Genomic DNA, 24,696 nt, shown 5'->3' with positions numbered 1-24,696 from the left:
CCTGCCCCGCTCGACCGATCCGATATCGCTGACCCAGCAGCGGCTGAGGACCATCTGCCGGAAACTGAACGCCACGCCGAGGAAATGCCTCGGCTACCGCACCCCCGCCGAGGTCTTCGAGAGCCGTCTACTGGAGATCAGGAACCGGCCGGAATAGCGTCAAGTGTCACACGTTGCGCTTCGGCGTGAGTCCACGGCAAGACAGGCCCCCTTGGCGCTCAGGTCCGCGTTCCGTGCCAGACCCTCGCGCCGGTTTCGTACCAGGCGCTGCGCAGGCCCGTGGCGGTCTCGTGGTAGCTCTCCACCGGTGCCAGCGGCAGTGCCTCGGGATCGCCGCTCAGGATCGCATCGGCCAGCGCCTCGCCCATGACCGTGCCCGGCGCAATTCCGCGGCCGGAATATCCAAACATCGCATAGGCTTGCCGGCCGATCCTCAGGACCTTCGGCACGTGGTCGCGGGTCATCGCGATGCGCCCGGTCCAGTGGCTCTCGAACGGCAGCTCGGCCAGTTCGGGAAAGAGCTTCCCCAGCTTGCGCCGCGCCCAGCCCATGTGCAGCGCGCGGCCCGCACCCTCGGGCCGTCCCATGCCGCCAAGGATCAGCCGCCCGGCGGCGTCGCGGCGCCACGAGGACATGATCAGCCCCGTGTCCCAGCAGCCCTCGCGGCCCGGCAGGATGTGGTGTCCCTGTGCCTCCGAAAGCGGCGCCGTCGTGAGCTGGAAGAAATGTACGCCAGAGGTGTACGGCACGTACATCCCGGCGATGCCGCGGTGATAGCCATTGGTCGCGACCAGCAGCCCGCGCGCCCGGATCGTGTGCCCGTTGGCCGTGAGTCGCCACATGCCGTTCTCGTACTCCGCGCCGGAAACCGGCGTCTTCTCATGCAGTTGCGCGCCATTCTTCATAGCCGCCCAGGCCAGCCCCCGCACGTAGGCCATCGGCTGTACCGTTCCGGCCCGCGCATCGTGCAGCCCCCCATGCACCGCATCCGACCCCACCCGCAAACGCGTCTCATCTGCATCGAGCAGCGTCACCGGCGCCCCCAGTGCCGCCATCTGGCGATGCCGTTCGCGCAGGTCCCGCATGCCCGAGGGCGCATGCGCACAGTGCAAGGTGCCGCTGCGCGTGGCCTCGCAGGCGATGCCATGCCGTTGAATAAGCTCGAAAACGCGTGCCGGCGCAGCGCCGAGCGCCTCGGTCAGACGGGCCGCCGGCGCGGCGCCCATGGTCTCGGCCAGCGTCTCGGGCGGCAGCCAGAGGCCCGCGTTGACCAGGCCCACGTTCCGCCCCGAGCCGCCGTGACCCACGTGCTCGGCCTCGCAGAGAACCACGCTCGCGCCCTGCTCCGCCGCCCTCAGCGCCGCCGCGCAGCCGGTAAAGCCACCGCCCACGATCGCCAGGTCGCAGGACGCGTCTCGGTCCAGCGCCGGAGCATCCGGTGCCGCGCCGCCCGTGACATGCCAGAGATTTTCTTCGCGCAGCATCGTGCCTCCTGTGGACCGGCCGCAGGAAACGCGCCTCGCGCGGCGAAGGCAATCCGATTCCGGCACGGTCTCAGGCGCATCGGCTCTTGCCCGGACCTGCGCGCTCGGCCACAAGGACGGCATGAGCACCGCGCCCGACATCCTCTGCATCGGCTCCGTCCTCTGGGACGTGATCGGCCGCTCCGCCGTGCACATGCGGCAGGGCTCGGACGTGCCGGGCCGGATCACCCGCATCCCCGGCGGCGTGGCGATGAACATCGCGATGACGCTGGCCCGCTTCGGGCTGCGCCCGGCGCTGCTGAGTGCCGTCGGCCGTGACGCCGAGGGCGACGAATTGATCGCGACCTGCGCCACGCTTGGCTGCGAGACCGCGCATCTCTACCGCTCGCCCGATCTGCCGACCGACCGCTACATGGCGGTCGAGGGCGCCAACGGCCTGATCGCCGCCATCGCGGACGCGCATTCGCTGGAACAGGCGGGCGCGCGCATCCTCGCGCCGCTGACCGACGGGCCGCTCGGCACGGCCGAGACACCCTACCCCGGAATCGTGGCGCTGGACGGCAACCTGACAGAGGCGCTGCTCGAGCAGATCGCCCACGCGCCGGCCTTCCGCGCCGCCGACCTTCGCATCGCGCCCGCGAGCCCGGGCAAGGCGCTGCGCCTGGTTCCCTTCCTGCGCGCCGGCCGCGGCACGCTCTACGTGAACCTCGAGGAAGCCGGTCTGCTCTGCCAGGAGACCTTCGCCGACTCCCGCGCGGCCGCGCAGAAGCTGATCGAACGCGGGGCCGCGCGCGCGGTGGTAACCGACGGCGGTGCCACGGCCTGCGACGCCACGCCCGAGGGCTGCGTCGCGCAGGATCCGCCCGAGGTGCTGGTGACCCGCGTCACCGGCGCGGGCGACACCTTCATGGCGGCCCATATCGTGGCCGAGCGCGGCGAGGCCGACCGCGCCGACGCGCTGGACCGCGCGCTGCGTGCCGCCGCCGACTACGTTTCCGGAGACATCGCGTCATGACCCATCCTCTCGTCCATCTCTCGCCCGCCGTGCGCGACGCGCTGGTGCGCGGCGCGCCCGTGGTGGCGTTGGAATCGACGATCATCACCCACGGCATGCCCTGGCCGCAGAACCTCGAGATGGCCCGCCGCGTCGAGGGCGTGGTGCGCGAAGCCGGCGCCGAGCCCGCCACCGTCGCCGTGATCGAAGGCCGGCTCTGCGTCGGGCTCGAGGACGCGCAGCTGGAAGCGTTGGCGCAGCAGACCCGTGCAGCCAAACTCAGCCGCGCCGACCTCGCGATCTGCATGGCCGAGGGGCGCACTGGCGCCACCACGGTCGCCGCCACCATGATCGCGGCGCGGCTCGCGGGGATCGAGGTCTTCGCCACCGGCGGTATCGGCGGCGTGCATCGCGGCGCCGAAACCAGTTTCGACGTCTCCGCCGACCTGCAGGAACTGGCGCAGACGCCGGTCACCGTGGTCTGCGCCGGCGCCAAGGCGATCCTCGACCTGTCGAAGACCCTCGAGGTGCTGGAAACCCTCGGCGTTCCGGTCATCGCCTACGGTCAGGACGCCCTGCCCGCTTTCTGGTCGCGCGACGCGGGCCTCCGCGCGCCGCTGCGCATGGACAGCGCCGGCGCAATTGCCGCCGCGCAACGCATGCGCCAGACGCTCGGGATCCCGGGCGGGCAGCTGGTCACGAATCCGATCCCGGCCGAAGACGAGATCCCGCGCAGCACCATGGCGCCGGTGATCGCCCAGGCGACCGCCGACGCGGCGCAGCATGGCATCTCGGGCAAGGACGTGACGCCCTACCTGCTGCAGCGAATCTACGAGCTCACCGAAGGCGGATCGCTCACCGCGAACATCGCTCTGGTGCTCGCGAACGCCCGACTTGGCGCGCAAATCGCGGTCGAACTCGCCGCGCAGCCAGCTGAATGAGCGCCGCGCGTCCGGCAGCCATTGTTCCGGGCCTGCGCACTCCCTACCTTGAAGGCATCTCGATCATTCGGTTGCATCCATGACCTCGCCCTTCGACGACAAGCCCCGCAGGCCCCGCCTGCTTTCCTCGCTGCGTGCGAGTTTTCTGACCGGCATCGTGGTAATCGCGCCGGTGGGCCTGACCGTCTGGCTGATCTGGACGCTCTTCGGCTGGGTCGACGGGTTCGTGCTGCCGCTGGTGCCGCAGCGCTTCAGCCCCGAGGAATACATCGGCATCAACCTGCGCGGTGTCGGTGTCATCATCTTCCTGCTGTTCACCATCACGGTCGGCTGGATCGCCAAGGGGTTGATCGGCCGCTCGCTGATCCGCTTCGCCGAGACGCTGGTGGATCGCACGCCCGTCGTCCGCTCGATCTATTCCGGCATCAAGCAGATCGCCGAGACGGTCTTCGCCCAGACCGAGCGCAGCTTCGAGAAGGCCTGCCTCGTGCAGTATCCGCGCAAGGACATCTGGGCCATCGGCTTCATCTCGACCACCGCCAAGGGCGAGGTCGCCGACCGCGCCGAGACCATGGGCGAGCTGGTCTCGGTCTTCGTTCCGACCACGCCGAACCCCACCTCGGGCTTCCTGCTGTTCTTCCCGGCCGAGGACGTGATCGAGCTCGATATGACGATCGAGGAAGCCGCCAAGCTGGTGATCTCGGCGGGCCTCGTCTATCCGCCCGACAACAAGGGCGACGGCAAGCCCAGGGTCGAGCCCGTGCGCCGCGCCTCCTGACCGCCGCGCGCGGCGCGGTTCAGGCGAACATCTCGCGCAGATCCGCGCTCTGGCGCACCCCCAGGTCCTGCCTGTGCTCGGTCAGGAAGGTGTCGGCCGCGCGCCGCCCCGCCTGTTTCAGCTGCGAGACCACGGTCGCCACGGGCACCATCTTTGTCGCCACCGAAAGCTCGTTCATCAGCCCGTCGTCGGCGATCATGTGGATGCGCAGGTTCTTCATCGCGCCTTGGGCGATCGAGCCCTCTGCGATCAGCCGCTGCACGAACTCGATGGCGCGCAGCTCGCGCAGGAGCGAGGCGTTGAAGCTGATCTCGTTGATCCGGTTCTGGATCTCGGGCGGTGTCACCGGCAGCCGCTCGCGGTAGAGCGGGTTGATGTTCACGATCACCAGATCATCCGGCAGCTCGCGCCGGAACAGCGGGAAAAGCGCCGGGTTCCCGGTATAGCCGCCGTCCCAGAAGGCCTCGGTCACGCCGGTATCGGGGTCCTCGATCTCGACCGCCTGGAAGATCGTCGGCAGGCAGGCCGAGGCGAGGATCGCGCCCGAGGTGATGCGCTCGCCCTCGAAAACACGCACCTTGCCGTCGCGCACCGAGGTGGCGCAGACGAAAAACTCCGGGTCGGCATCCGCGCAGACGTTGTCGAAATCGAGCTGGTCCACGATGCGCTGCAGCGGGTTTCGGTAGACCGGCCCCCAGGCATAGGGCGAGAGCATCCGCCCCACCGCCTCGCCCACGGTGAAGGAGGCCGAGTACTGCACCGAGCGGCTCACCACGCCGGGATCGGGCATCCAGGTGTGCAGCCAGTCGGGCACCGACATGTCCCGCATCCCGCTCACCTCGTGCCACAGCCAGTCGAGCGCCGCACGCGCGCCCTCGTTGCCGCCAGTCACGAGCCCGGCCTTCAAAGCCGCCCCGTTCAGCGCGCCGGCCGAGGTGCCGGTGATCGCCGCGATCTCGATGTCGTCCTCTTCCAGCAGCCGGTCGAGCACGCCCCAGGTGAAGGCGCCATGCGCGCCGCCGCCCTGCAGCGCGAGATTGATCCGAAGGCTCATGTCGCTCTCCGCCCCAAGGGTCTTCTTCTTGTTCCAAATACGCAGGGAGAGGCCGGGCCCGCCGCCCGAGACGGCGCTAGGCCCCGCCTCTTCCCTGCATCATGCGATCGCTTCAGAGCGCGGTCCATCCGCCGTCCACGCTGATCGTCGTGCCGGTGATCTGGTCGGCCGCGTCCGAGCACAGGAAGACCGCGGTGCCGCCGATCTGCTCGACCGTGGCGAAGTCCTTCGAGGGCTGGCGGTCGAGGATGACCTTCTCGATCGCCTCCTCCTCGGTCATGTTGTATTCCTTGGCCGTGTCGGGGATCTGTGCTTCGACCAGCGGCGTCTTGACGTAGCCCGGGCAGATCGCGTTGGCGGTGATGGGCTCCTTCGCCGTCTCCAGCGCCACCACCTTGGTCATGCCGACGACGCCGTGCTTGGCGGTGACATAGGCCGATTTGTAGGGCGAGGCGGTCAGGCCGTGGGCCGAAGCGATGTTGACGACCCGGCCCCAGCCGGCGCGGCGCATCATCGGCAGTGCGGCTGCCGTGCAGTGGAAGGCAGAGTTCATGTTGATCGCGATGATCGCGTCCCACGTCTCGGTCGGGAAGTCCTGGATCGGTGCGACGTGCTGGATGCCGGCGTTGTTGACGAGGACATCGCAGGCGCCGGCCTTCTCGATCAGCGCGCGGCACTCTTCCGCCTTCGACATGTCGGCCTGGATGTAGCGGGCCTCGACGCCGAATTCCTTGCCCAGGTCCTCGGCCAGCTTGTGGTCCTCGTCGTTGTCCGTAAAGGAATTGAGAACGACCGAGGCACCGGCGCGCGCCAGTTCCCGGGCGACCCCCAGCCCGATGCCCGAGTTCGAGCCGGTGATGATCGCGGTCTTGCCCTTGAGTGACATGATTAGAAAACTCCTCGATGATGCCGGTGCAGAATAACACGCTGCGCCTGCAACATAAGGGGGCGCGTGGCCGGTATGTTCCCTGCCTGCGACAAGACGCGCCGCCACTGCCGTAACGTGATGTCGATCCGGACTTGCGGACAGAAAAAAACCCCGGCACGAGGCCGGGGTTCAGTCATTGAGGCAGGTTTCATACAGGCAAGAAACCTATCGAGCAGTGCCCTCTTTATACGCGGGAATCCGCAGGAGTCCAAGCTAAAAGTTTGAAAAGACGTGAAACCGCCGGTACCCTCCGGGGCCAAGAAAACAAGGGCAGTCGAGGGGCACTTACAGGATGCAGGCCGATTTTTTCCGTAGGGTCGCCGTTTGCGCGACGGCGATTCCCGCGCTGATGCTCGCGGCGGGAATCGCCTCGGCAGAGCCGAAGCATGGCATAGCTATGTATGGCGAGCCCGCCCTGCCCCCAGATTTTGAACACCTGCCCTATGTAAACCCCGATGCGCCCAAGGGCGGGCGTCTCGTAGTGGGCGAGGTTGGCAGTTTCGACAGCCTCAATCCGCTGGTGCTCAAGGGCTCGACGCCCTGGCTGATGCGGCTCATCGCCTACGAGTCGTTGATGGGCCGCAGCTGGGACGAACCCTTCACCCTCTACTGCCTGCTCTGCGAGACGATCGAGACCGGGCCGAATCGATCCTGGGTGGAATTCACCCTGCGCGAGGAGGCCCGCTTCTCCGATGGCAGCCCCGTCACGGTCGAGGACGTGATGTGGAGCTACGAGACGCTGGGGAGCGAAGGCCATCCCCGCTACCAGGGCGCCTGGGGCGCGGTCGAGAAGATGGAGCAGACCGGCCCGCGCAAGGTGCGCTTCACCTTCGAGGGCGACAACCGCGAGCTGGCGCTCGTCATCGGCCTGCGTCCGATCCTCAAGAAGGCGCAGTGGGAGGACCGGGAGTTCGCGGACTCCGGGCTCGACGTGGCGCCTATCTCGACCGCGCCTTACGTCGTCGACGACTTCGAAGCGGGCCGCTTCATCTCGCTCAAACGCGACCCCGATTACTGGGGCGCCGAGCTGCCCTTCATGCAGGGACAGGCCAACCTCGACGAGATCCGGATGGAGATGTTCGCAGACGGCACCGCCCTCTTCGAGGCCTTCAAGGCGGGCGTTCTCAACTCGAACCGCGAGTTCAACGCCGAGAAATGGGAGACGCAGTACGACTTCCCCGCCGTCGAGCGTGGCGAGGTCGTGAAGTCGGTAATCCCGCATGGCCGGCCCTCGGGCATCCGCGGCTTCGTGATGAACACGCGCCGCGGTGTCTTCGAGGACTGGCGCGTGCGCGACGCCCTGCTGCATGCCTTCAACTTCGAGTACATCAACGAGACGGTGACCGGCGGGCGCCAGCCGCGCATCACCTCGTATTTCTCGAACTCGCAACTCGCCATGCGCGAGGGCCCCGCCGAGGGCCGCGTGCGCGAGCTGCTGGAGCCCTTCGCCGACGACCTGCCGCCCGGGGCCATTGACGGTTATTCCCTGCCCGAGGGCGACGGCAGCGCGCGCAACCGGCGCAACCTGCGCCAGGCGCTCCGCCTCATGGAAGAGGCCGGCTACACCGTGCAGGACGGCGTGATGAAGGACGCCCAGGGGCGCCCCTTCACCTTCGAGATCCTGCTGCAGCAGGGCGGCGGCGAAGAGCAGTCCATGATCGACATCTACGTGCAGGCGCTCGAGCGGATCGGGATCTTTCCGACCATCGAGACCGTGGACAAGGCGCAATACGTCCAGAAGACCAGCAACTATGATTTCGACATGACGAACTACTGGCGCAGCGTGTCGCTGTCACCGGGAACCGAGCAGCGGCTCTACTGGGGCGCGCAGGGCGTCGAGGAGCCCGGCAGCTACAACTGGATGGGCATGGACCAGCCCGCCGCCGAGGCGATGATCGACGCCATGCTGAACGCAGAGAGCCAGGAGGGCTTCCTTGCCGCGACCCGCGCGCTCGACCGCGTGCTGACCGCCGGGCGCTACGTGATCCCGCTCTACCAGTACCCGGTGTCGCGCATCGCCCACGCGAAGGAATTGCAGTTCGCGAACGCGCCGGTCTACGGCGACTGGTACGACTGGCAGGCGCGCACCTGGTGGTGGGACGACACCGCCGACTGACCCCGACGGCTTCCAGGAAGAACAAGAGCAACAAGAGCAAAGACCATGAACCAGGCCATTCTCCTGATCGCGCTCGCCACGCTGGCGGGTTGTGCCACCATCGACGGCGTGGGGCAGGACGTCTCCTCCGCCTCGCGCGAAGTGCAGAGCTGGTTCTGACGGCGCCTAGCGCGCCTTGAACAGGCTCCCGAGGATGCCGCGCACCAGCCGCTTGCCGGTGGTGCCCGAAAGCTCCTTGAGCACGGCCTGCCCAAGCGCCTCGCCGATGGAGCTCGGGGCCGCGTAGCGGCTCGACCGGCGTTTCGGCTTGGCCCGCGGTGTCGGGTCGTAGCGTCGCGCGCGGGTGTAGGTGTCCTTGTCGTCTTCCGTTGTCTCGGCCGCCTGCGCCGCCGCTTCGGCGCGGGCCAGCAGGATCTCGTGCGCGGACTCGCGGTCGATCTCGGTGTCGTATTTCCCCGCGAGCGGTGACGCGGCCATGGCTGTCGCGCGTTCCCCGGGCGTGATCGGCCCCAGCTGCGACGACGGCGGGCGGATCAGCGTGCGCTGCACCACGCCCGGCACGCCCTTGTCCTTGAGCATCGAGGTCACGGCCTCGCCCACGCCCACCTCGCGGATCGCCGTCTCGGTGTCGAAGGCCGGGTTGGCCCGATATGTCTCGGCCGCCTGCCGCAGCGCCTTGCGGTCGCGCGCGGTGAAGGCGCGCAGGGCGTGCTGCACGCGGTTGCCGAGCTGGCCCAGGATGTCGCCCGGGATGTCGTCCGGGTTCTGGGTGACGAAGTAGACGCCGACGCCCTTGGAGCGGATCAGCCGCGCCACCTGCTCGACCTTGTCGACCAGCGCCTTTGGGGCGTCGTCGAAAAGCAGATGCGCCTCGTCGAAGAAGAAGACGAGCTTCGGCTTGTCGGGATCGCCGACCTCTGGCAGCTCCTCGAAGAGTTCCGACAGGAGCCAGAGCAGAAAGGTTGCGTAGAGCCGCGGCGCGGCCATGAGCGCGTCGGCGGCGAGGATGTTGACCTGCCCCCGGCCCTGCGCGTCAGTGCGCATGAGGTCCGGGAGATCCAGTGCCGGCTCGCCGAAAAGCCGTGCGCCGCCCTGGTTCTCGAGCACCAGCAGCCGCCGCTGGATGGCGCCGACCGAGGCCGTCGAGACGTTGCCGTAGCGCAGCGACAGCTCACCCGCGCTTTCGCCCACGAAGCGCAGCAGCGCCCGGAGATCCGCGAGATCGAGCAGCGGCAGGCCCTCGTCGTCCGACAGCCGGAACGCGATGTTGAGCACGCCCTCCTGCGCCTCGGTCAGCTCCAGCAGGCGCGCCAGCAGCAGCGGCCCCATCTCGGCCACGGTGGTGCGCACGGGATGGCCCTGCTCGCCGAATAGATCCCAGAAGACGGCGGGCGTGCCATGGTAGGCGTAGTCGTCGAAGCCGATGGTCGCGGCCCGCGCGGCGAAGGCCTCGTGCAGCTTGAAGTCCGGGCTGCCCGCCCGCGCGAGGCCCGACAGATCGCCCTTCACGTCCGAAAGGAAGACCGGCACACCGGCGTTGGAAAAGCCCTCGGCCAGGATCTGCAGCGTGACCGTCTTGCCTGTTCCGGTGGCACCGGCGATCAACCCGTGCCGGTTTGCATAACGCAACGTCAGGTTCTGCCGCGTGCCGTACCCAGGGCCGCCGCCGCCCACGAACACATCCCGTTCCATGCCCACCCTTCCTCACTGCGTGCGGTCGAGAATACTATCTTAACCGATTGGTGCCAGTATCGAATTCGTCCGGGGCCACATGTCCTCTCCAGCCCCGGGCAGACTTCCTCCCTGTCAGACTGGCCGCGCCTTCGGGCGCGGCTTTTTTCTGCGAGAAAGTGATCGGGGCGGGGTTGAAAAGCCTGTTGACCACTGCATGAGAGTTTCGTAGCGTTCCGGCAATGACAAAGTCGGCCGGTCCGACAGGGAGCAAGGGGAAGGGGCCGCAAGGCCCCTTTTCTCTTTTTGCTCATTGTCTTGCGCTCTTCCGCCCACACCGAAAAGTCAGGGATTTCCGGCCTGACAGCCGGCGCCGGTCGTGCTAGATCGACGGCAAATGATGACGATCCCAGGGGAGTATCCATGACCAGACCGCTTTCCATCCTGACGGCGCTGCCGCTGATCGCGGCACTCGGCGCGCTGCCGGCCGCGGCACAAGAGAGCGAGACGCCCGAATCCGACGCACCCGCGGCGCAAGACTCGACCGAGGCGCCCGCTTCCGGCGGCAATATCGGCGGTGATCTCACGCTGGGCGAACCCACCGAGGGCGCACCCGCCGTCCCGGGACAGGACCAGCCCGAGACCTACGTGAAATCCGAGCACGGCGACTGGGACCTGCAGTGCCTGCGCGTGCCCGAGGGTGTCGAAGCCGACGAGCCCTGCCAGATGTACCAGCTGCTCAAGGACGGCCAGGGCGGCAACGTCGCCGAGGTGAGCATCTTCCGGCTGGAGAACGGCGGCCAGGTCGAGGCCGGCGGCACCTTCGTCGTGCCGCTCGAGACGCTGCTGACGCAAAAGCTCGTGGTCTCGGTCGATGGCGGCCAGGCGAAGCGCTACGACTTCTCCTTCTGCACGCAGGTCGGCTGCTACGCGCGCGTCGGTTTCACGGCCGAGGACGTGAACCGCTTCAAGGCAGGTGCCGAAGCGCAGGTGACCATCGTCCCGGCGCTTGCGCCCGACCAGCAGGTCGAGCTGAGCATGTCGCTTGACGGCTTCACCGCCGCCTATGGCGAGACTTCGGCGCTGCGCCAGTAACGCGCACGGATTTGCACGGAAAAGACGGGGCGTGTCGCATCGGCGGCGCGCCCCGTTTTCATGTGTCGCGCCCTGCCCCGGCGATCCCGTCCAGCACCGCCTGCGCCGCGCGAGCGCCCGGCGGCGGGCCACCCAGGCCGAGCCGCTCCATCGTGAGCCGCATGGCCGCGTCCTGTGCCTCGGGCGCCTCCAGTACGTGCTGGACGGCCTCGGCGATGGGACCGGGACGGCAGGCCTTGCCGACGAACTCCGGGACGGTGCGGCTTTCCGCCACGAGGTTCACAAGCACGACGGTGTCGGTGCGCAGCAGCCGCCCGATGATCTGTCGCGAGAGCCAGGGCATGTCGTAGGCCACCACCATCGGCGTGCCCGCAGCCGCCAGTTCCAGCGAGACCGTGCCCGAGGTCGCCAGTGCCACGTTCGCCGCAGCGAAGGCGGCGCGTTTCTCGGCCCGGGCCTCGGGCGCCGGCAGTCCGCGCGGGTCGACCAGCACCGGCGCGCCCGGCCAGTCAGCGACCAGCGTTTCGACCAGTCCCGCGACGGGCCGGGCGGCCGGGACCACGAAGCGTAGCTCGGGCCGCGCGGCGTGAAGGCGGCGCACCACCTCGGCGTGGACCGGCCCCAGCCGCGAGATCTCGGACCGCCGCGAGCCCGGCAGCACGAGGCAGACCGGTGCCTTGCCCAGCCCGTGCCGGGTGCGGAAGGCCTCGGCCTCCGCTTCGGTGGCCTGAGGGTCGGTCACGACCGGGTGGCCGACGAAATCGCAGCGCATGCCGGCGGCCTCCATGTAGGGCGGCTCGAAGGGGAACAGCGCCAGCACCTGGTCCACATGCGCGGCCATCTTCGCCGCACGGCCCGGGCGCCAGGCCCAGACGGTGGGCGCCACGTAATGCACCACCCGAACGTCCGAGCGCGCCTTGACCTCTTTCGCGATCCGCAGCGAGAACTCGGGCAGATCCACGGTCACCAGGACGTCGGGCTGCGCCTCGACCACCGCCTCAGCGGTTTCGCGAATGCGGGCCTTGAGGGCGCGGTATTCCTTGAGGATCGCGCCGATGCCCATGATGCTGATCTCGTCCATGGGAAAGAGGCTCTCGAGCCCCTCTTCCAGCATCCGCTCGCCGCCGATACCGATGAACTCGACATCGGGCACCAGCTCGCGCAGCCCGGCCATCAGCGCAGCGCCCAGCCGGTCGCCGGAGGCTTCGCCTGCCGTGATGAATACCTTCATGGTTCCGGCCTTTCGCGAACCCAGAGAAAGGCGCCTGCCGCGTCGAGCGCCTCGATCACCTCGGCGCGGTTCAGCACCATGACACCGCGCGCCTCGATCACGATGCCCGCCAGCCCTGCGCGGACAGCGCCGCGTGCGGTCTGCGGGCCGATGACCGGCAGATCGACACGGCGATCCTGCCCCGGCTTGGGCGCCTTGTAGAGGATGCCGCCCGCGCCGCCGCCTTCCGGCAGCGCGGCGAGCATCGCATCGGTGCCGGAGTCGTCCTCTCGCGCCAGCACCTCGGAACCCCGTATGACGCAGGCCTGGCCCAGGTCGACGGCGCCCTGTTCGGCGCTCACCTGATCCCCGAGGGCCGCCATCTCGGCCACTCCCTCGCCGGGCGTGGTGCGGGTCGCGACACCGGGCGGAGGCAGCAGCACGGGCGCCGCCTCGTGCGCACCGATGACACGCAGGCCCGCGTCCTCGAAGATGCTCACCGCGATGCGCAGGGCTCCGTCATCGCCCCGCCGCAGCGCGCGGATCACGCGCGGCAGCAGGCGCAGCGTTCGCCAGTCCAGCCGCCCGAGCCGAAGCTCGGGCCGGGGCACGGCGCCGCACATGCAGACAGTCGTCACGCCGCGCACCTCGAGATCGCGCAGCAGCCTGCCCAGCCGTTCGATGCGGAAGCGGATGTCGGGCGTCAGACCCTCGGGCTCGAGCGGCTCGAGCGCGCAGACGACGGGTGGCTGCGCCTGCGCTTCGGCCACCGCGCGGGGCAAGGCCCCCTGCCCTGCGATCAGCGCCAGCACGGGATTGCTCAGCCCGGCGTGAGGAAATGGCGGTCGCTGTCGCCAAGGATGAAATCGACGATCTCGCGGACGTAGTCGCTCTGGGTCTCGTTGCCGAGCCGCTTCGCGCGATCCGCAAAGGCGCCCTCGCCCTGCGCCAGCATCTGGAAGGCCGCCCGCAGCGCGGTGATGTCGGAGCGGCTCACGCCCCGGCGCTTGAGCCCCACGAGGTTCAGCCCGTCGAGCTTGCCGCGCGGGGCCTGCACGAGGCCGTAGGGGATCACGTCGTTGGTCACCATGGTGACCGCGCCGATGATCGCGCCGCGTCCGATGCGCACCCACTGGTGCACGCCCGAGAGCCCGCCGACAATGACGTCGTCCTCGATCACGCAATGCCCCGCCAGCGCCGAGTTGTTCACGAGGATCACCCGGTCGCCCACCTGCGCATCGTGCGCCACGTGGCAGCCGGCCATGAAGAGCCCGTCGTCGCCGACTTTCGTCAGTCCGCCACCGCCGTCCGTGCCGCAGTTCATCGTGACGTGCTCGCGGATGCGGTTCCGCTTGCCGATGACGAGGCGCGTCTCCTCGCCCTTGAACTTGAGGTCCTGCGGTATCTCGCCGATGACCGCGAAGGGAAAGACCATCGTCTCGTCGCCGATCTCGGTGGCGCCGGTCACCACGACGTGGCTTTTCAGCTCGACGCCGCGGCCCAGCACCACCTCGGGGCCGACGTGACAGAAGGGACCGATCTTGCAGTCCTCGGCGATCTGCGCGCCGCGTTCCACCACGGCGCTCGGGTGGATCACGGCGGGCATCACGTTGGCAGGTCCATCATCGCGGTGAACTCGGCCTCGGCGGCCATCTCGCCCTCGACCTCGGCGCGGCCCTGGAATTTCCAGACCTTCCCGCCGGGCTTGCCGCGCACGGTGGTCAGCGACATGCGCAGCTGATCGCCCGGCACCACCATGCGGCGGAACTTGCACTTGTCGATGGCCATGAAATAGACCTTCAACTCCTTGTCGGCGAGATCCAGCGCCACGCCCACCATGACCGCCGCGGTCTGGGCCATGGCCTCCACGATGGTCACGCCGGGCATGATCGGCTGGCCCGGAAAATGGCCCTGGAAATGAGGCTCGTTCATCGTGACGTTCTTGATGCCCACCGCCGAGCGCGTGCCGTCGATGTCCTCGACCCGGTCCACGAGCAGGAACGGGTAGCGATGTGGCAGGATGCGCTGGATGAGCTGGATGTCCGCGCGGGCGAGCGTTTCGGTCATCTGGAGCCTTTCGTGGAAACCTATTGCCTTCGTCCCTAGCAACCGGTGTCGCGGTGAGCAAGCGGCGGCGCCGCTGCCCCTTGCGTGCAAGGGGTCACTCTGCGGGGCCCTCGTCCGGGTTCGTGCCCGGGTCCGGGACCGACAAAAGCTGCGGGCTTTCGCCGGGGGCGGCTGTCATTTGCCTCGGGCGCGGTCTCGGTCGCGTCCGGTTCGGGCAACTCGCCGCCAGTGCCGATCTGCTCGTCGATCCGGTCGATCGCGAGTTCGGTGATGTCGATCACGCCGGCCGACAGGAAGACCGACCGCTTGTCGAGGATCACCGCCGCGCCGGCTTCGCGCATGATCGTGGCCAGGACGGGTTCGGCAAGGGCGAGAAACTGCCGGCGCCGCTCGTCCGAGCGGTTGGTGAGCGCGCGCGCCTTGGCGTCCTGCTCGTCCCGCAGGCGCTGCACCTTCTCGTCGAAGGCATCGGCCAGCTCTCGGAACTCGTCGGGCGGAAGGGTCGCGCGCCGGTCGGTCAGATCCTGTTCCTCGGCGATGAGCTCGGATTCGATGCGGCGGTTCTCGGCTGCGATCTCGGCGCCTTCGTCCTCGATCGCCTGGGCGACCCGCGCGCCAAAGGCGCTTTCCGCGTAGACGCGGTCGAACTCGATGGTCAGGATCGGGCTTTGCACCACGCCGGCCCGCGGCGCGTTTGCGCGCGGCCCCGGGAGCGATGCCCCGGGGCCGCTCGCGTCCTGCGCCGCCAGCGGCGACGCGAGCAGGAGCAGCGCGGCCGCCAGGCGCGTCACCAGGGCCGCGCGCCGCATCAGAATTCGGTCGAGATCGACAGGCTGAAGTTCTGCTCGCGGTCGCGGTCTTCCTTTTTCAACGGCTGCGAGAAGTTCAGTCGAAGCGGACCCAGCGCCGAATCCCAGAAGACCGAGAAGCCGACCACGTGCCGCAGGCTGGCGTCCTCGTAGAGGATCGAGTTGGAGGTCTGGTCCACGGTGTCGTCCGACAGTCCCCAGACCGAGCCCACGTCGTAGAACAGGCCGCCGGTCACGCCGTATTCCTCGGGCAGACCGACCGGGAATTCGGCCTCGAACCGCGCCACGGCAAAGAAGTTGCCGCCGACAGCGTCGTCGACGTCCGAGGGGCCGTCGTATTCGCGCGGACCAATGCCGCCGTACTCGAAGCCCCGGAAGGTGCTGTCGCTGAGCAGGAAGCGGTCGGTCACGCGGCTCACGCCGCTGGTGTAGTTGAGCGCGCCCGCCTCGACGGCCGCGCGCAGCGTGACCTCCTCGTTGAGGACGAGCGTCTGGGCCACGGCACGCATGTTGGTGCGCACGTAGTTCGTATCGCCGCCGAGGCCGCCGAAGTCCTGCCCGAATTCCAGCAGTACGCCGGCATTGGGGTTCAGGCCCGTCCGCCGCGTGTCGTAGCTGAGCGTGTAGCCCAACTCGCTGTCGACACGCTCACCGAGGCCCTCTTCGTACTGGATGATCTGACCGGCGTCGCCGTCACTGGCGTTACGGATGTCGGTGTAGCGCGCCGTGTAGCGCAGGGTCAGCCGCGTGTTGTCCGAGATCGGGAAGCCGAAGCTTGGCCGGAAGATGCCAGTGCCGGTATCGTACTCCGAGTACTGGTTGTCCGTCTCGGTGTAGTTCAGCGCGATGCCGAACTCGACATCGCGGCCGAGGAAGGCCGGTTCGATGAAGTTGAAGTTGTAGCTGCTGGCCGACGAGGCGGTGTTGACCCCCAGCGACAGCTTCTGGCCACGGCCGAGGAAGTTGCTCTCGCTGAAGGAGATCGCCGCGCCGAAGCCGCTGGTCGTCGAGTAGGAGCCGCCGAAGCTGATCGCGCCGGTGGGCTGTTCCTCGACGTCCACGTCGACGATGACCTGCTGCGGGGTCGAACCCTCGCGCGCTTCGACGTTGGCGTTGGCAAAGTAGCCCAGGGCGCGGATGCGCTCGGCCGCCTGCCGGATGGCGCGCGGATTGAAGGGGTCGCCCTCGACGGTGTCGAACTGGCGCCGCACGACGCGGTCGAGCGTCGTGGTGTTGCCCTCGATGTCGATGCGCTCGACGAAGATGCGCTCGCCGCGTGTCAGCACGAAGGAGACGTCCAGCGTCAGGTCGCGTTCGTTGCGGCTGATCCGCGGATCGACGCGAACGAAGTTCAGCCCCTCCTGGACCGCGAGACGTTCGAGCCGGGCAATCTCCGTCTCGACGTGGCTGGGCGAATAGGTCCGCCCCGAGCGCAGCCGAATGGCGTCCTGGAACTTGGCGACGTCCACTTCCGGCAGGTCGGATTCCACCGTCACGTCGCCGAAGGCGAATTGCTGCCCTTCCTCCACGTTGAAGGTGATGAAGTAGCCGTCACGCTCCTCGGACAGCTCGGCGTTGACGCCGGTTATGCGGAAGTCGACGTAGCCGCGGGAGGAATAGAAATCCTCCAGCAGCTGCCGGTCGAACTGGATACGATCCTCGATGAAGGTATCGCTGCGGATGATTGCGCGCAGCAAGCCGGCCTGCTTGGTTTCCAGCACGCGGCGCAGCCGGCGGTCGGAATAGGCGTCGTTGCCGACGAAGCCGATGCGTTCAACCTCGCTGACGCCGCCCTCGAAGACCTCGAAAACCAGGTCGACGCGGTTTTCCGACCGGCGGATCAGCTTGGGTGTGACCCGGGCGGCGATGCGCCCTTCGGTCACGTAGGCCTCGGCGATGGAGTTGGCGTCGGCCTCGGCCGTGCTGGGGCTGTAGACCCGGCGCGACTGCGACTCGACGATGGCCGCGAGGGCCTCGTCGTCGAGGCGCTGATTGCCCTCGAAGGCGATGCGGTTGATCGTCGGGTATTCCACGACGCGGATCACCAGCGTGCCGCCCTGGGGCACGATCTCGACGCTCTCGAAAAGGCCCGAGGCCAGGATGCGCTGATACGCGTCGTTGAGTTCCGCCGCGCTGACCGTCTCGCCACGCGCGATGCCCGCGTAGCTGAGGATCGTGCCAGGCTCGATGCGCTGGTTGCCCTCGATCGAAACGCTGTTGAAGGTGTAGTTCTGCGCCGCTGCCGGTTCAGGCAGGGCCGTGAACGCCGTCGACAGCGCAACTGCCATTGCTGCGAGAGAGACGCCGACGCGACCTGCGCGCGCCGGACGCCGGGGCTCGTCCCCCGAAAGCCCGTTGGTCATGCCACCACTTTACTCCGCCGTGTTTTTCAAACGTGAGTATCGGGATTGGGGGGCCTTGTCAAAAGCCGAAAGTCCGAAACCTCGCGCCGTCAAAGCGATCCGACGAAGGCGCCGAGAAAGAGCGCGGCGAGGATCGTGAAGACGTAGAGGAGCCGGTCCCAGTTGATGGTGACCAGCAGGCTCAGGCTCTTGTATCCGGCATTGATCGTTTGCATGGAGATCACTCCGAGTCGTATTTCACTCGGCCTGAGCTACGCTGGGAATATGGCCCTTTTAGGGCGTTTTATGAAGAACTTGCGCATGTTGGCGCCCTGCCCCGCGCGGCCGGCGCGGGCCGGCGCTCAGGGGCAGAAGATGTCGTTCGTCAGGGCAAAGGCCATGAGGCCGAGGATCAGCACGAGCCCGATCGACATCAGCGCGTTCAGCGCCTTGTCCGAGGGCGGACGGCCCGTTGCCGCTTCCCAGGCGTGGAACACCAGGTGCCCGCCATCGAGCACCGGAACCGGGAAGAGGTTGATGAGGCCCACCGCCGTCGAGAGCACCGCGATGAAGGTCAGGAAGCTCTGCCCGCCCTGTGCCGCCATGGCGCCCGAGGTCTCGGCGATGCCGATGGGCCCGGAGAGATTGCACGAGGAAATGCTGCCGGTGACCATGTGCCAAAGGCCCGAAAGCGAGCCGGTGATGATGCTCGCGGTGCGGGTCACAGCCCCGCCAAGCGCCTCGACCGGGCCGGCGAGCTCGGTCGCCGGTTCGAAGAACAGGCCGCCGACGATGCCGATGCGGTAGACCGTCTGGTAGCCTCCCTCGGGCAGCGGCTCGTCGGTGCTTTCGGGCGTCATGTCGAGCTGAAGCAGCTCGCCGTCGCGCCAGACCTCCAGCGCCAGCGTCGCGCCTTCCGAGGCCTCGACCTTTTCCTTCAGCTCGTCGAAGACGTGGATCGGATCGCCGTCGACCGTGGTGATCACGTCGCCGGGCTGCATGCCCGCCTCGTTCGCGGCCGAGCGCGGCACGATCTGCGTGGCGAGCGGCGGATAGACATGCGGTCCCTCGACCGTCATCCGGCTGCCGGTGCGCTCGACGGTGTATCCCAGGGCGGCCGTATCGGGCAGAGCTTCGATGAAATCCTGGAAGCCGGCGCCGTCGTCGAAGGAGGTCGGCGATTGCCCTTCGATCTCGAGGATGACGTCGCCTTCCTGCAGTTCCTGAACGGCGGGCAGCGGGCGCAGTTCGCCGACGGTCAGCGGCTCGGTCACGGTGCCGCGTGCCATGAAGATTCCGGTGAAGAGCAGGATGGTCAGCGCGAAGTTGAAAAGTGGACCGGCAGCCACGGTCGCCGAGCGCGCCCAGAGCGGCGCGCCGGCCATGGTGTGGCGCTTTTCATCGTCTGACATGCCCGCGAGTGCGGACTCGTCCGAGCCCCCGCTGGCGTTGGCGTCGCCCTTGAACTTGACGTAGCCACCGAAGGGCAGCGCCGCGATCTGCCAGCGGGTGCCCCGCTTGTCGTATCGCGACCACAGCACGGGCCCAAAGCCCAGCGAAAATACGTCCGCCTCGATGCCCGACCAGCGGCCCACGATGTAGTGACCGTATTCGTGGATGGCGACGATGATGGACAGCGCGACCACGAAGGCCACCAGAGTCCAGACAAGACCGCCGAACTGCGGCATCAGCTGCGTGATTTCCAAAGACGTCGCTCCCTCAGCTGCCGGCCATGATCTCGTCGGCCGCCTTACGGGCCAGATGGTCGGCGTTTTGCACGTTATCAAGGGTGATCTCGGCGCGAATGAGGCCGCTTTGCGAAGAAACGCGTTCGAGCACCTCCTCGACCACCCCGGCCATGCGCGTGAACCCGATGCGCCGCTCTATGAAGCCGTCGAGGGCGCGTTCCTTGGCGGCGTTGAAGACCGCCCCGGCGAGGCCGCCCGTGCGCATGACCTCGCGCGCGAGGCGCAACGCGGGCCAGCGCCGTTCACAGGCCTCGCGGAAGGTGAAGCTGCCGAGTTTCAGAAGATCGAGCCGTTCGACCGGCAGCGGCCGCCGCTCGGGGTAATGCAGCGCGAAGCCGATGGCGTGGCGCATGTCCGGCGCGCCGACATGCGCCATGAGCGCCCCGTCGTTGAACCCCACGAGCGCATGGATCATCGACTCCGGATGCACCACGACCTCGACCTTCTCCGGGTCGATGCCGAAAAACTCTTTCGTTTCTATGACTTCCAGCGCCTTGTTGAACATCGACGCGGAGTCGATGGTGATGCGCTGGCCCATGTCCCAGTTGGGATGGGTCGCGGCCTGCTCGGGCGTGGCCTCGGCCAGCCGTTCCTCGGGCCAGTCGCGGAAGGCTCCGCCGGAGGCGGTGATGATGACCCGCTCGACGCTTGCGATGTCTTCACCGATGAGCGCCTGGAAGACCGCCGAATGCTCGCTGTCGACCGGCAGGACCGATCCGCCATGCGCCTGCGCCGTCGCCATCACCAGCGGGCCGGCGCAGACCATGCTCTCCTTGTTCGCCAGCGCCAGCGTCGCCCCCTGCTGGAGCGCCGCCAGCCCCGGCGCGAGCCCGGCCGCCCCGACGATGGCCGACATGACCCAGTCGGCCGGGCGTCGCGCTGCTTCGATCAGGGCAGTCGTGCCAGCGGCGGCCTCGACGCCCGAACCCTCGAGCAGGTCGCGCAGCTCGGGCAACAGTTCGTCGTGCGCGGTCACGGCCACCTCGGCGCGCAATCTGCGTGCGTCGTCAGCCAGTTGCGCGACGTTCCTGCCACCGCTCAATGCCACGACCTCGTAGGTCTGCGTCGCGCGGTCGATGAGGTCTATGGTGTTCTGCCCGATGGATCCGGTCGCGCCAAGGATCGAGATGCGTTTCATTCCACCCCCGGCGGAAAGTTCACGATCTGCCCTGCCACCAGCAGGAAGAGCGCCGCCCCCAGCATGCCGTCGAACCGGTCGAGAAGCCCGCCGTGGCCGGGCACGAGGTTCGAGCTGTCCTTGACCCCGGCGCGACGCTTGACCGTGCTCTCGGCCATGTCCCCGATCTGGCTGGCCATCGAGACCGCGATGGAGACGCCCATGAGCCCGGCTCCGGCCTGTGTCGTGCCGGCAAAGACCAGGCCCACCACCGCGGCGCCGACCCAGCCGGCGATGGCGCCGGACCAAGTCTTCTTGGGGCTGACCCGGGGCCAGAGCTTGGGGCCGCCGATCGCGCGGCCGGCAAAGTAGCCGCCGACGTCGGTGATGACGACGACGCAGACCAGCCAGAGCATCCAGATCAGGCCGAAATCGGCCCGCAGCGCCATGAAGCCGTAGCTTGCCAGCATGATCAGCGCGGTGAAGACGGCATAGGTCACGCCGCCGCGCTCCATCCGGCCGAAGCCGGCCATCGAGGGCAACAACAGAAGCGGCAGGGCGAAGGATGGCGGCAGGTAGATTGCCGCAAGCGAGCAGACACCCGCGATAACCCCCAACACATGCGCCGACCGGTCGCGCGCGGTGTCGACCATGCGCACGAGTTCCCAGACCATGATCCCGCAGGCCAGCGAGATGAAGGCGCGCCAGACAAGGCCGCCGATCCAGACTGTGACCAGGGCAAGTGCGATCAGCACGGCGGCCGAGAGCATGCGCGGCCGCAGGTCCTGCCAACGCGAGACCGAGGTCATGCCTTCACGCCCCCGTAGCGGCGCTCTCGGCGGCCGTAGGCACGCACGAGCCCGGAGAATTCGGTGTCGGTGAAATCCGGCCAGAGAGTATCAACGAATTCGTACTCGGCATAGGCCGACTGCCAGAGCAGGAAGTTCGAGATCCGCGCCTCGCCGCTGGTGCGGATCACGAGATCCGGATCCGGCAGCACGCAGGTGTCGAGATACTTGGGCAACGTCTCCTCGCCCACATCCTCGGGCTTCAGGCGGCCCTCCGCCACGTCCTGCGCCAGCCGCCGTGTCGCGCGCGCGACCTCGTCGCGGCCGCCGTAATTGAGCGCGATGGTCAGGTTGACGCCGGTGCAGTCGGCCGTCATCAACTCGAGCTCGTCCATCAGCGTGACAAGCTTGTCGTCGAGCCGCAGGCGGTCACCGATGAAACGCACGCGCACGTTCTCGGCACGCAGAGCCTTGGCTTCCTTGGTGATGTAGCGGCGGAAGAGGCTCATGAGCCCCGCCACCTCGTTCTGGGTGCGCTTCCAGTTCTCTGTCGAGAACGCGAAGATCGTCAGGTAGCGGACCCCCACGTCCGGGCAGGCCTCGACGATCTCGCGCACGCGCTTGGCGCCCGCGTGATGGCCGAACAGGCGCGGCCGGCCGCGGCCCTGTGCCCAGCGACCGTTGCCGTCCATGATGATCGCCACATGACGCGGGCCGGCGCAGTCGCGGATCGGTTTGGGCATGGCGCCCCCTTCCTGGCTCGCGCGGGCCGTCTCAGACCTGCATGATCTCTTCCTGCTTGGTCTCCAGCGCGGCGTCGACCTTCTTGATGTACTCGTCGGTCAGCTCCTGCACCTCGGTCTCCCAGAACTTCTGGTCGTCCTCGGAGATGCCGTCGGCCTTGGCCTTCTTGATCTGGTCCATGCCGTCGCGGCGCACGTTGCGGATCGAGACGCGGGCGTGCTCGGCATACTGGCCGGCGACCTTGCCGAGCTCGCGGCGGCGCTCTTCGTTGAGCTCGGGGATCGGCAGCATGATGATCGTGCCGTTCATCTGGGGGTTGATGCCCAGCCCGCTCTCGCGAATGGCCTTCTCGACCTTGTTCACGAGGCCCTTGTCCCAGACGTTGATGGTGACCATCCGCGGTTCGGGCACGTTGACGGTGCCCACCTGGTTGATCGGCGTCATCTGGCCGTATGCCTCGACCTGGACCGGTTCCAGCATCGAGGCCGAGGCCCGCCCTGTCCGCAGCGAGGCGAATTCCGTGCGCAGGTTCGACAGCGTGCCGTCCATCCGGCGTTTGAGGTCGTCCGTGTCGAGTTCGAAGTCTTCAGACATGGTGGTCTTGTCCGCTCCGTGTTCTTGTCCTTCCGGCCTTCTAAGGCAGCAAGCCCCGGATGTATAGCGATTTGCGCCCGCAGGCCGCGGCCCGCCTGCTTGACAGCTCGCGCGGGCGGTGAAACGCTTGCTTCTGCGAAATCCCGTGGAATGAGGCACTTGGCACGCGCGAACCCCAGCTACGCCGTGATCGGGCTTGGCGCCTTCGGTTCGACCGTCGCGCTCGAACTGGCGCGCTTCGGAAACCACGTTCTTGGCGTGGATTCGGACGAGACGCGGGTCGCCCGCTTTGCCGAGGATCTGCCCGCGACCGCCATCCTCGACGCCACCGACGAGACCGCTCTGCGCGAGGCCGGGATCGACCGCTACGGCGTGGCACTGGTTGCCATCGGCAGTGATCTGCAGTCCTCGATCCTGGCGACCATGAACCTGCGGGTGCTGGGGCTGGACCAGATCTGGTGCAAGGCCGGAGACAAGACGCACCACCGCATCCTCTCCAAGCTGGGCGCCGACCGCGTGATCCAGCCCGAGCAGGAGATCGGCCGCCACATCGCGCAGATGCTCAACAACCCGATGGTAAAGGACTACGTCAGCCTCGGCAACGGGTACAGCGTGGTCAACATGCTCGTGCCCGAACGCTTGGGTGGCGAGACGACCGAGGCGCTGGGGCTCGAGGAATGGCCCGACCTGCGGCTGCTGGGCGCCATGCGTGGCACCGAGTTCATCGACTGCCACGCGGCGGCGCCCGCCCTCAAGGAGGGCGACAAGCTCATCGTTCTGGGCCGCCGCGGCGATCTGCGTGCCTTCGGCGATGGACTCTGAAACGCGAGCCGGGGCGACATGACGGGCCTTCGTCGCCGCATTCTGCGCCGGGTCACGGCGGTCCCGCCGCCGCTGATGCTGGCGCTGCTCTACGCGGGCTTCATCGTGCTGGGCACCGCGCTGTTTCTCCTGCCCTGGGCCAGCCGCGTGCCGCTGAGCTGGTCGGATGCGCTTTTCACCGCGACCTCGGCGGTCACCGTGACCGGGCTCATCGTGGTGGATCCCGGCACGCAATTCACCCTTTTCGGCCAGGCCGTGCTGCTGGCGCTGATCCAGCTCGGCGGGCTGGGGCTCATGACCTTCGCGGTCTTCGTGCTGGCGGCGCTGCGGGTGCCCGTGGGGCTGCACGGCCAGATTTACCTGCGCGAGGAGCTCAACCAGAGTTCGCTGCACCGGATCATGGCGTTGGTGCGCCGGATCTTTCAGGTCGTTCTGGTCTGCGAGGCGATCGGCGCGCTGCTGCTGTGCTTCACCTTCGTGCCGCTACAGGGATTCTGGCCCGGTCTCTGGACCGCGCTCTTCCATTCGGTCTCGGCCTTCAACAACGCGGGCTTCTCGACCTTTTCGGAGGGGCTCGTGCCCTTCGCGACCGACCCGGTGGTGAACCTCGCGATCCCGGCTCTGCTGATCGTGGGCGGGCTGGGATTCGTGGTGATCGACGACATCCTGCGCCACCATCGCTGGAGCCGCTATACGCTGCACAGCAAGATCATGCTCACGGGCAGCCTCGGGCTGATCCTCTGGTCGGTGGGCTGCTTTGCCGTGCTGGAATGGACGAACCCGTTGACGCTAGGAGATTATGACAGCGCGGCAGCACGCCTCTTGGTGAGCTGGTTCCAAGGAGTGACGCCCCGAACGGCAGGCTTCAACACCGTGGACATGGCGGGCATCCACGACAGCACCGCGCTGATGGTGATTTCGCTCATGCTGATCGGGGCGGGCCCGACGTCGACAGCGGGCGGGATCAAGGTCACCACCTTCGTGGTCATGTGCCTCGCGACGGTGGCCTTCTTCCGCCGCCGCACCCAGCTTTCGGCCTTCGGCCGGTCGATCCCCCTGACCGAGGTGCTCAAGGTCATGGCGCTCACGGCGATCAGCGTGATGCTGGTGTTCCTCGGCGTGTTCCTGCTCTCGGCCACGCATGAGGGGCATTTCCTCGACGTGAGTTTCGAGGTCGCCAGTGCCTTCGGCACCGTGGGGCTCAGCCGCGGCTTCACCGGCGAATTGTCGCTCTTCGGGCAGGCGGTGATCGGCGTGATCATGTTCATCGGCCGGGTGGGGCCGCTCACGCTGGGATACTTCCTGGCAACCCGTGCGCACCCGCTGGTGCGCTACCCCGAAGGTCGCATCCACCTCGGCTGACGGTGCGGTGCCCGGGGCGCTTGGCCCCGGGG

Annotated in this window: 24 protein-coding genes and 1 pseudogene; 9 read left to right on the top strand and 16 right to left on the bottom strand. The window is 67.9% G+C overall.

The window, feature by feature from the left end:
* Window positions 1-157, top strand: a pseudogene (locus SALMUC_RS31245) (IS30 family transposase); the annotation flags it as partial.
* 61 nt (window positions 158-218) lie between these two features.
* Here SALMUC_RS31245 and SALMUC_RS19900 read toward each other — a convergent pair.
* Window positions 219-1,484 (bottom strand): NAD(P)/FAD-dependent oxidoreductase, encoded by a 1,266-nt coding sequence (locus tag SALMUC_RS19900; protein ID WP_020042332.1) that lies wholly within the window; start codon window positions 1,482-1,484, stop codon window positions 219-221.
* A 121-nt stretch (window positions 1,485-1,605) separates the two neighbouring features.
* On the opposite strand from SALMUC_RS19900, the gene SALMUC_RS19895 reads away from it, so the two are divergent.
* From SALMUC_RS19895 to SALMUC_RS19885, 3 genes are all read left to right on the top strand, one after another.
* Window positions 1,606-2,499, top strand: coding sequence for a PfkB family carbohydrate kinase (locus tag SALMUC_RS19895; RefSeq protein ID WP_020042331.1), 894 nt, complete (start codon window positions 1,606-1,608; stop codon window positions 2,497-2,499).
* Window positions 2,496-3,419: a pseudouridine-5'-phosphate glycosidase gene (locus SALMUC_RS19890; protein WP_020042330.1), complete on the top strand. Its 924-nt coding sequence runs from the start codon at window positions 2,496-2,498 to the stop codon at window positions 3,417-3,419. Before SALMUC_RS19895 ends, SALMUC_RS19890 begins: the two co-directional genes overlap by 4 nt.
* Before the next feature lie 79 nt (window positions 3,420-3,498).
* Window positions 3,499-4,197 (top strand): DUF502 domain-containing protein, encoded by a 699-nt coding sequence (locus SALMUC_RS19885; RefSeq protein WP_020042329.1) that lies wholly within the window; start codon window positions 3,499-3,501, stop codon window positions 4,195-4,197.
* Window positions 4,198-4,216: 19 nt separating this feature from the next.
* Here the strand turns inward: SALMUC_RS19885 and SALMUC_RS19880 are convergent, their stop codons facing one another.
* The gene (locus SALMUC_RS19880; RefSeq protein ID WP_020042328.1) at window positions 4,217-5,251 is read right to left on the bottom strand and encodes a patatin-like phospholipase family protein; all 1,035 of its coding nucleotides are present in this window, start codon (window positions 5,249-5,251) and stop codon (window positions 4,217-4,219) included.
* A gap of 112 nt (window positions 5,252-5,363) precedes the next feature.
* A complete protein-coding gene (locus tag SALMUC_RS19875) occupies window positions 5,364-6,137 on the bottom strand; it encodes a 3-hydroxybutyrate dehydrogenase (RefSeq protein WP_020042327.1) in 774 nt (257 codons plus the stop codon).
* A gap of 334 nt (window positions 6,138-6,471) precedes the next feature.
* Between SALMUC_RS19875 and SALMUC_RS19870 the strand changes: the two genes are divergently transcribed.
* Together SALMUC_RS19870 and SALMUC_RS19865 are read left to right on the top strand one after the other, a co-directional pair.
* On the top strand, window positions 6,472-8,295 hold the full coding sequence (locus tag SALMUC_RS19870; RefSeq protein ID WP_037372356.1) for an extracellular solute-binding protein: 1,824 nt from the start codon (window positions 6,472-6,474) through the stop codon (window positions 8,293-8,295).
* 45 nt (window positions 8,296-8,340) lie between these two features.
* Entirely contained in the window at window positions 8,341-8,454 is a 114-nt protein-coding gene (locus tag SALMUC_RS19865) for an entericidin EcnA/B family protein (RefSeq protein ID WP_020042325.1), read from the top strand.
* A 6-nt stretch (window positions 8,455-8,460) separates the two neighbouring features.
* Here the strand turns inward: SALMUC_RS19865 and SALMUC_RS19860 are convergent, their stop codons facing one another.
* Window positions 8,461-9,987, bottom strand: coding sequence for a helicase HerA-like domain-containing protein (locus tag SALMUC_RS19860; RefSeq protein WP_020042324.1), 1,527 nt, complete (start codon window positions 9,985-9,987; stop codon window positions 8,461-8,463).
* Window positions 9,988-10,389: 402 nt separating this feature from the next.
* Here SALMUC_RS19860 and SALMUC_RS19855 point away from each other — a divergent pair, with 402 nt between their 5' ends.
* Complete coding sequence (locus SALMUC_RS19855; RefSeq protein ID WP_020042323.1) at window positions 10,390-11,061, top strand: invasion associated locus B family protein; 672 nt, start codon at window positions 10,390-10,392, stop codon at window positions 11,059-11,061.
* Between the two features lie 58 nt (window positions 11,062-11,119).
* Here SALMUC_RS19855 and lpxB read toward each other — a convergent pair whose 3' ends face one another.
* From lpxB to frr, 12 genes are all read right to left on the bottom strand, one after another.
* Complete coding sequence (gene lpxB, locus SALMUC_RS19850) at window positions 11,120-12,292, bottom strand: lipid-A-disaccharide synthase (protein WP_020042322.1); 1,173 nt, start codon at window positions 12,290-12,292, stop codon at window positions 11,120-11,122.
* Window positions 12,289-13,083 (bottom strand): LpxI family protein, encoded by a 795-nt coding sequence (locus tag SALMUC_RS19845; RefSeq protein ID WP_020042321.1) that lies wholly within the window; start codon window positions 13,081-13,083, stop codon window positions 12,289-12,291. Before SALMUC_RS19845 ends, lpxB begins: the two co-directional genes overlap by 4 nt.
* 8 nt (window positions 13,084-13,091) lie before the next feature.
* A complete protein-coding gene (gene lpxA / locus SALMUC_RS19840) occupies window positions 13,092-13,877 on the bottom strand; it encodes an acyl-ACP--UDP-N-acetylglucosamine O-acyltransferase (protein ID WP_020042320.1) in 786 nt (261 codons plus the stop codon).
* Entirely contained in the window at window positions 13,877-14,338 is a 462-nt protein-coding gene (gene fabZ / locus SALMUC_RS19835) for a 3-hydroxyacyl-ACP dehydratase FabZ (protein WP_020042319.1), read from the bottom strand. Before fabZ ends, lpxA begins: the two co-directional genes overlap by 1 nt.
* A gap of 35 nt (window positions 14,339-14,373) precedes the next feature.
* Complete coding sequence (locus SALMUC_RS19830) at window positions 14,374-15,147, bottom strand: OmpH/Skp family outer membrane protein (RefSeq protein ID WP_020042318.1); 774 nt, start codon at window positions 15,145-15,147, stop codon at window positions 14,374-14,376.
* Entirely contained in the window at window positions 15,147-17,510 is a 2,364-nt protein-coding gene (bamA, locus tag SALMUC_RS19825; RefSeq protein ID WP_021120688.1) for an outer membrane protein assembly factor BamA, read from the bottom strand. The genes SALMUC_RS19830 and bamA overlap by 1 nt, the downstream gene beginning before the upstream one ends.
* A gap of 89 nt (window positions 17,511-17,599) precedes the next feature.
* On the bottom strand, window positions 17,600-17,725 hold the full coding sequence (locus SALMUC_RS31570) for a hypothetical protein (protein WP_021120687.1): 126 nt from the start codon (window positions 17,723-17,725) through the stop codon (window positions 17,600-17,602).
* A 126-nt stretch (window positions 17,726-17,851) separates the two neighbouring features.
* Window positions 17,852-19,195, bottom strand: coding sequence for an RIP metalloprotease RseP (gene rseP, locus SALMUC_RS19820; RefSeq protein ID WP_020042315.1), 1,344 nt, complete (start codon window positions 19,193-19,195; stop codon window positions 17,852-17,854).
* A 13-nt stretch (window positions 19,196-19,208) separates the two neighbouring features.
* Complete coding sequence (gene dxr / locus SALMUC_RS19815) at window positions 19,209-20,375, bottom strand: 1-deoxy-D-xylulose-5-phosphate reductoisomerase (protein WP_020042314.1); 1,167 nt, start codon at window positions 20,373-20,375, stop codon at window positions 19,209-19,211.
* Window positions 20,372-21,163, bottom strand: a complete 792-nt coding sequence (locus tag SALMUC_RS19810; RefSeq protein WP_020042313.1) for a phosphatidate cytidylyltransferase — start codon at window positions 21,161-21,163, stop codon at window positions 20,372-20,374. The genes dxr and SALMUC_RS19810 overlap by 4 nt, the downstream gene beginning before the upstream one ends.
* The gene (locus tag SALMUC_RS19805) at window positions 21,160-21,885 is read right to left on the bottom strand and encodes an undecaprenyl pyrophosphate synthase (RefSeq protein ID WP_020042312.1); all 726 of its coding nucleotides are present in this window, start codon (window positions 21,883-21,885) and stop codon (window positions 21,160-21,162) included. Before SALMUC_RS19805 ends, SALMUC_RS19810 begins: the two co-directional genes overlap by 4 nt.
* A 31-nt stretch (window positions 21,886-21,916) precedes the next feature.
* Window positions 21,917-22,480, bottom strand: a complete 564-nt coding sequence (frr, locus tag SALMUC_RS19800; RefSeq protein ID WP_020042311.1) for a ribosome recycling factor — start codon at window positions 22,478-22,480, stop codon at window positions 21,917-21,919.
* Between the two features lie 159 nt (window positions 22,481-22,639).
* Between frr and SALMUC_RS19795 the strand changes: the two genes are divergently transcribed.
* Window positions 22,640-23,302 carry a potassium channel family protein gene (locus tag SALMUC_RS19795; protein WP_020042310.1) on the top strand — a complete coding sequence of 221 codons (663 nt, stop codon included), beginning with the start codon at window positions 22,640-22,642 and terminating at the stop codon, window positions 23,300-23,302.
* Window positions 23,303-23,320: 18 nt separating this feature from the next.
* Window positions 23,321-24,664, top strand: coding sequence for a TrkH family potassium uptake protein (locus SALMUC_RS19790; RefSeq protein ID WP_020042309.1), 1,344 nt, complete (start codon window positions 23,321-23,323; stop codon window positions 24,662-24,664).
* Window positions 24,665-24,696: the final 32 nt, after the last annotated feature.

Origin of the sequence: Salipiger mucosus DSM 16094, from assembly GCF_000442255.1 — a bacterium.
In the GTDB taxonomy this organism is placed as follows: domain Bacteria; phylum Pseudomonadota; class Alphaproteobacteria; order Rhodobacterales; family Rhodobacteraceae; genus Salipiger; species Salipiger mucosus.
This window is presented reverse-complemented; position numbering and strand designations above follow the sequence as displayed.

Bases quoted from the DNA above. Each gene is read 5' to 3' on its own strand.
- SALMUC_RS19895 (WP_020042331.1), top strand. From the start codon at position 1,606: ATGAGCACCGCGCCCGACATCCTCTGCATCGGCTCCGTCCTCTGGGAC.
- SALMUC_RS19810 (WP_020042313.1), bottom strand. From the start codon at position 21,163: ATGACCTCGGTCTCGCGTTGGCAGGACCTGCGGCCGCGCATGCTCTCG.
- frr (WP_020042311.1), bottom strand. From the start codon at position 22,480: ATGTCTGAAGACTTCGAACTCGACACGGACGACCTCAAACGCCGGATG.
- SALMUC_RS19860 (WP_020042324.1), bottom strand. From the start codon at position 9,987: ATGGAACGGGATGTGTTCGTGGGCGGCGGCGGCCCTGGGTACGGCACG.
- SALMUC_RS19900 (WP_020042332.1), bottom strand. From the start codon at position 1,484: ATGCTGCGCGAAGAAAATCTCTGGCATGTCACGGGCGGCGCGGCACCG.
- SALMUC_RS19890 (WP_020042330.1), top strand. From the start codon at position 2,496: ATGACCCATCCTCTCGTCCATCTCTCGCCCGCCGTGCGCGACGCGCTG.
- SALMUC_RS19805 (WP_020042312.1), bottom strand. From the start codon at position 21,885: ATGCCCAAACCGATCCGCGACTGCGCCGGCCCGCGTCATGTGGCGATC.
- lpxA (WP_020042320.1), bottom strand. From the start codon at position 13,877: ATGCCCGCCGTGATCCACCCGAGCGCCGTGGTGGAACGCGGCGCGCAG.
- SALMUC_RS31570 (WP_021120687.1), bottom strand. From the start codon at position 17,725: ATGCAAACGATCAATGCCGGATACAAGAGCCTGAGCCTGCTGGTCACC.
- lpxB (WP_020042322.1), bottom strand. From the start codon at position 12,292: ATGAAGGTATTCATCACGGCAGGCGAAGCCTCCGGCGACCGGCTGGGC.
- SALMUC_RS19790 (WP_020042309.1), top strand. From the start codon at position 23,321: ATGACGGGCCTTCGTCGCCGCATTCTGCGCCGGGTCACGGCGGTCCCG.
- dxr (WP_020042314.1), bottom strand. From the start codon at position 20,375: ATGAAACGCATCTCGATCCTTGGCGCGACCGGATCCATCGGGCAGAAC.
- SALMUC_RS19865 (WP_020042325.1), top strand. From the start codon at position 8,341: ATGAACCAGGCCATTCTCCTGATCGCGCTCGCCACGCTGGCGGGTTGT.
- SALMUC_RS19855 (WP_020042323.1), top strand. From the start codon at position 10,390: ATGACCAGACCGCTTTCCATCCTGACGGCGCTGCCGCTGATCGCGGCA.
- fabZ (WP_020042319.1), bottom strand. From the start codon at position 14,338: ATGACCGAAACGCTCGCCCGCGCGGACATCCAGCTCATCCAGCGCATC.
- SALMUC_RS19875 (WP_020042327.1), bottom strand. From the start codon at position 6,137: ATGTCACTCAAGGGCAAGACCGCGATCATCACCGGCTCGAACTCGGGC.
- SALMUC_RS19880 (WP_020042328.1), bottom strand. From the start codon at position 5,251: ATGAGCCTTCGGATCAATCTCGCGCTGCAGGGCGGCGGCGCGCATGGC.
- SALMUC_RS19870 (WP_037372356.1), top strand. From the start codon at position 6,472: ATGCAGGCCGATTTTTTCCGTAGGGTCGCCGTTTGCGCGACGGCGATT.
- SALMUC_RS19885 (WP_020042329.1), top strand. From the start codon at position 3,499: ATGACCTCGCCCTTCGACGACAAGCCCCGCAGGCCCCGCCTGCTTTCC.
- bamA (WP_021120688.1), bottom strand. From the start codon at position 17,510: ATGACCAACGGGCTTTCGGGGGACGAGCCCCGGCGTCCGGCGCGCGCA.
- SALMUC_RS19830 (WP_020042318.1), bottom strand. From the start codon at position 15,147: ATGCGGCGCGCGGCCCTGGTGACGCGCCTGGCGGCCGCGCTGCTCCTG.